This is a genomic window from Actinoallomurus acaciae (assembly GCF_042429965.1).
Classification (GTDB): Bacteria; Actinomycetota; Actinomycetes; order Streptosporangiales; family Streptosporangiaceae; genus Actinoallomurus; species Actinoallomurus acaciae.
This window is the reverse complement of record NZ_JBHLZP010000852.1, coordinates 1-4,117: the sequence shown is the minus strand read 5'-3', so window position 1 is coordinate 4,117 and position 4,117 is coordinate 1. Positions and strand designations below refer to the sequence as shown.

Annotated in this window: 2 protein-coding genes and 2 pseudogenes; 3 read left to right on the top strand and 1 reads right to left on the bottom strand. The window is 72.6% G+C overall.

The annotated features are described in order from the left end of the window. The first annotated feature begins 348 nt into the window (after positions 1 to 348). The 3 genes and pseudogenes from ACFFNX_RS48040 (at position 349) to menD (ending at position 3,920) form a co-directional block, all read left to right on the top strand. The gene (locus tag ACFFNX_RS48040; RefSeq protein WP_378213115.1) at positions 349 to 1,248 is read left to right on the top strand and encodes a 1,4-dihydroxy-2-naphthoyl-CoA synthase; all 900 of its coding nucleotides are present in this window, start codon (positions 349 to 351) and stop codon (positions 1,246 to 1,248) included. 98 nt (positions 1,249 to 1,346) lie between these two features. Next, a pseudogene (locus tag ACFFNX_RS48035) lies at positions 1,347 to 2,262 on the top strand (o-succinylbenzoate synthase). Continuing rightward, a complete protein-coding gene (gene menD / locus ACFFNX_RS48030) occupies positions 2,259 to 3,920 on the top strand; it encodes a 2-succinyl-5-enolpyruvyl-6-hydroxy-3-cyclohexene-1-carboxylic-acid synthase (protein ID WP_378213114.1) in 1,662 nt (553 codons plus the stop codon). The pseudogene ACFFNX_RS48035 and the gene menD overlap by 4 nt, the downstream one beginning before the upstream one ends. Before the next feature lie 11 nt (positions 3,921 to 3,931). Here the strand turns inward: menD and ACFFNX_RS48025 are convergent. Beyond that, a pseudogene (locus ACFFNX_RS48025) lies at positions 3,932 to 4,117 on the bottom strand (ABC transporter permease); the annotation flags it as partial.

Below are 4,117 nucleotides of genomic sequence, written 5' to 3'. Positions count from 1 at the left end.
TCACCGACGCGGCGGTGGCGAGCGCGTCGAGGATCGGGCGCAGCGCGGGCTCGGGCAGCGCGGGGGAGAGGGGGCAGATCGCGGGGCCGCTGCCGTCGAGGGCGGCCTCCAGGCGCCGGGCGACGAGGGGGCCCGGCGGGAGGATCACGGCGTGGAGGGGTCGGCTCATGGCGCCGTCAGGCTATCGAGCGCCGCCGCCCGGAGCGCGCCCGGGAGTCATGAAACTTACTATGTAAAGGCGGGCGCTTAAAGATCTTCGTCTTTGAGCGAACACCACAACCCTCATCCACGACGCGGGCGGCGGACCGGTTGAATGGCAGGGCGCCGATCGCCACGAAAGGACACGGCATGGTCTCCGAGCTGTTCGACCCGGACGCGTGGAAGGCGGTGGAGGGCTTCGACCTCACCGACATCACCTACCACCGCGCCGTCGATCACGGCACCGTACGGATCGCGTTCAACCGGCCCGAGGTGCGCAACGCGTTCCGCCCCCACACCGTGGACGAGCTGTACCGCGTGCTGGACCACGCGCGGATGTCCAGCGATGTCGGGTGTGTGCTGCTGACGGGGAACGGCCCGTCGCCGAAGGACGGCGGGTGGGCGTTCTGTTCGGGCGGTGACCAGCGGATCCGCGGCCGGGACGGCTACCGGTACGCCGAGGGGGAGACGGCCGAGACGATCGATCCGGCGCGTTCGGGGCGGCTGCACATCCTGGAGGTGCAGCGGCTGATCCGGTTCATGCCCAAGGTCGTCATCTGCGTGGTGCCGGGCTGGGCCGCCGGCGGCGGGCACAGCCTGCACGTGGTGGCCGACCTGACCCTGGCGAGCCGGGAGCACGCGCGGTTCAAGCAGACCGACGCGGACGTCGCGAGCTTCGACGGCGGCTTCGGGTCGGCCTACCTGGCGCGGCAGGTCGGGCAGAAGTTCGCCCGGGAGATCTTCTTCCTCGGCGAGACCTACGACGCCGAGGCGGCGCACCGCATGGGCATGGTCAACGCCGTGGTGCCGCACGCCGAGCTGGAGCGGACCGCGCTCGACTGGGCCCGCAAGGTCAACGGCAAGAGCCCGACGGCGCAGCGGATGCTGAAGTTCGCCTTCAACATGATCGACGACGGGCTGGTAGGGCAGCAGGTCTTCGCCGGTGAGGCGACCCGGCTGGCGTACATGACGGACGAGGCCGCCGAGGGCCGCGACGCCTTCCTCGGCAAGCATGCTCCGGACTGGTCCCGTTTCCCCTGGTACTACTGACCTCCGGTGTACGGGCCGGGAGCGAGCGGTCGTAGGGTTGGGCGAACGCGAGAGTGACAAGATGAGGGGTCGGGCCATTGCGGGTGTTCGCCATCCCGATGCGCACGCGGTTCCGCGGCGTGACGCGAAGAGAAGGGGCGCTCGTGCGTGGCCGGGCGGGGTGGGGGGAGTTCTCCCCGTTCCCGGAGTACGGTCCGGCGGAGTGCGCGCGCTGGCTGGCCGCGGCGTACGAGGCGGCCGATGAGGGCTGGCCCGAGCCGCGGCGCACGCGGATCCCGGTCAACGTGACGGTGCCGGCGGTCGGCCCGGAGGCCGCGCACGCGATCGTCGGCTCCTCCGGGTGCCGTACGGCGAAGGTGAAGGTCGCCGAGCCCGGTCAGGACGAACGCGAGGACATCGCGCGGGTCGAGGCGGTGCGTGACGCGCTCGGGCCCGGTGGCCGGGTGCGGGTGGACGCCAACGGCGCGTGGGATCCCGACACCGCGGTCCGCATGCTGCGGGCGCTGGGTGAGCTGGAGTACGCCGAGCAGCCGTGCGCGACCTTGGAGGAGCTGGCGCGTACGGGCGCGGGTGGACACACCGGTGGCGACCGATGAGTCGATCCGCCGGGCCGAGGACCCGTTGCGGGTGCGCGCTGCGGACGCCGCCGACATCGTGGTGTTGAAGGTGCAGCCGCTGGGCGGAGTGCGGGCCGCGCTGGCCGTGGCCGAGGCGTGCGGGCTGCCGGTGGTGGTCTCGAGCGCGGTGGAGACGTCGGTGGGGCTCGCGGCGGGTCTGGCGCTGGCGGCGGCGCTGCCGGAGCTGCCGTACGCCTGCGGGCTGGGCACGCTGTCGCTGCTGGAGAGCGACGTCGTCGCCGATCCGCTGGCGGCGGTGGACGGAGTGATCGAGGTGCGGCGGCCCCGGGTCGATGAGGAGGCTCTGTCGCGGTACGAGATCGACGGTGAGGGCTGGCGGCGGCGCGCGGATGAGGCGCGCGCGGTGCTGGACGAGCGGCGAGGAGCGGCGCTGTGAACCCGGCGACGGCTCTGGCGACGGTCCTGGTGGACGAGCTGACGCGTTGCGGGCTGACCGATGTGGTGATGGCGCCGGGGTCGCGGTCGGCGGCGCTGGCCATGGCGCTGTTCGAGCAGTCGAAGGTGCGGCTGCACGTGCGGATCGACGAGCGGTCGGCGTCGTTCCTGGCGCTGGGGCTGGCCAAGCGGAGCGGGCGGCCGGTGGCGGTGGTGTGCACCTCGGGCACGGCCGCCGCCAACTTCCATCCGGCGGTGGTGGAGGCGCATGAGTCGGGGGTGCCGCTGCTGGTGCTGACCGCGGACCGGCCGCCGGAGCTGCGGGAGACGGGCGCGAACCAGACGATCGACCAGGTGAAGCTGTACGGTTCGGCGACGCGGTGGAGCTGTGAGGTCGGCGTTCCGGAGGAACGGCCGGGCATGATCGCGTACTGGCGTTCGCTGGCGAGCCGGGCCTGGCATGTGGCGCTGGATCCGGATCCGGGTCCGGTGCATCTCAACCTGGCGTTCCGTGAGCCGCTGATCCCCGACGGCGAAGAGTCGTGGTGTGAGCCGCTGGACGGTGACGCGACGGGGCCGTGGACGAAGGTGCGGGCGGCGACGCCGGGGTCGGTGCTGCATGTGCCGCCGACGCGCCGTGGTGTGCTGGTGGTCGGCGATGGCGCGGTGAACGTCAAGCGGTACGTCGCGGCGGCGTCGATGGCGGGCTGGCCGGTGCTGGCGGAGCCGAACGGCAACGCGCGGTACGGCGATCACGCGCTGTCCTCGCATCACTTCCTGCTGGGGGTGCCGGAGTTCGTCGAGCGGCATCATCCGGAGGTGGTGGTGACGCTCGGCAAGCCGGGGTTGTCGCGTCCGCTGCTGTCGTATCTGCGGCGCGCGGAGGAGCACGTGGTGGTGACGCCGTCGCTGGCGCGGTGGCCGGATCCGGTGCGGTCGGCGACGCAGGTGGCGCAGGAGGCCGAGATCCCGGTGGTGTCGGGCGACGACGCGTGGCTGAAGGCGTGGCGGACGGCCGACCTGGTGGCGCGGAACGCGGTGGACTCGGTGCTGGATGAGTCCGGTGAGCTGTCGGAGCCGCGGCTGGCGCGTGATCTGGTGTCGGCGATGCCGGGCGGGTCGCTGCTGCTGGCGGCGGCGAGCATGCCGATCCGGGACCTGGACCAGACGATGCATCCGCGGCGGGGGATCCGGATTCTGGCGAACCGGGGTGCGAGCGGCATCGACGGGCTGGTGTCGACGGCGATCGGTGCGGCGTTGGCGCATGGCAACCGGGCGTTCGCGCTGCTGGGGGATCTGGCGTTCCTGCACGATCAGAACGGTCTGGTGATCGGGCCGCAGGATCACCGTCCGGATCTGGCGCTGGTGGTGGTGAACAACGCCGGTGGCGGGATCTTCTCGTTGCTGCCGCAGGCGGCGTTCTCCGAGCCGTTCGAGCGGGTCTTCGGCACCCCGCATCAGGTCGATCTGGCCTCGATCGCGGCGGCGCACGGGTTGCCGTACACGCGGCTGGAGGCGATGGACGGCCTGACGAAGGTCATGACGGGTGAGGGGCTGCGGATCGTGGAGGCGCGTACGGACCGGGCGGCGAACGCGGCGCTGCACGCGCGGATGCGCGACGCGGCGCAGGAGGCGGTCCGGGCGTTCCTCGGCGCCTGAGCGGCGCCGGTTCAGGCGTCGCGTCCTCGCAGTAGCAGGCCGCCCGTCGACAGTGCCGCGGCGGCCCACCCGGCGGTCACGCCGAGGCCGGCCCAGGGACCGATGGGCAGGCTGTGGAGGTCGGTGGTGGCCTGGATGGCGAGCCCGGCGCTCGTCGGCGCGAACTGCTGGAGCAGGCGCTGCCAGTGCGGATCGCC

Coding starts and splice junctions, on each gene's coding strand:
- ACFFNX_RS48040 (WP_378213115.1), top strand. CDS start 349: ATGGTCTCCGAGCTGTTCGACCCGGACGCGTGGAAGGCGGTGGAGGGC.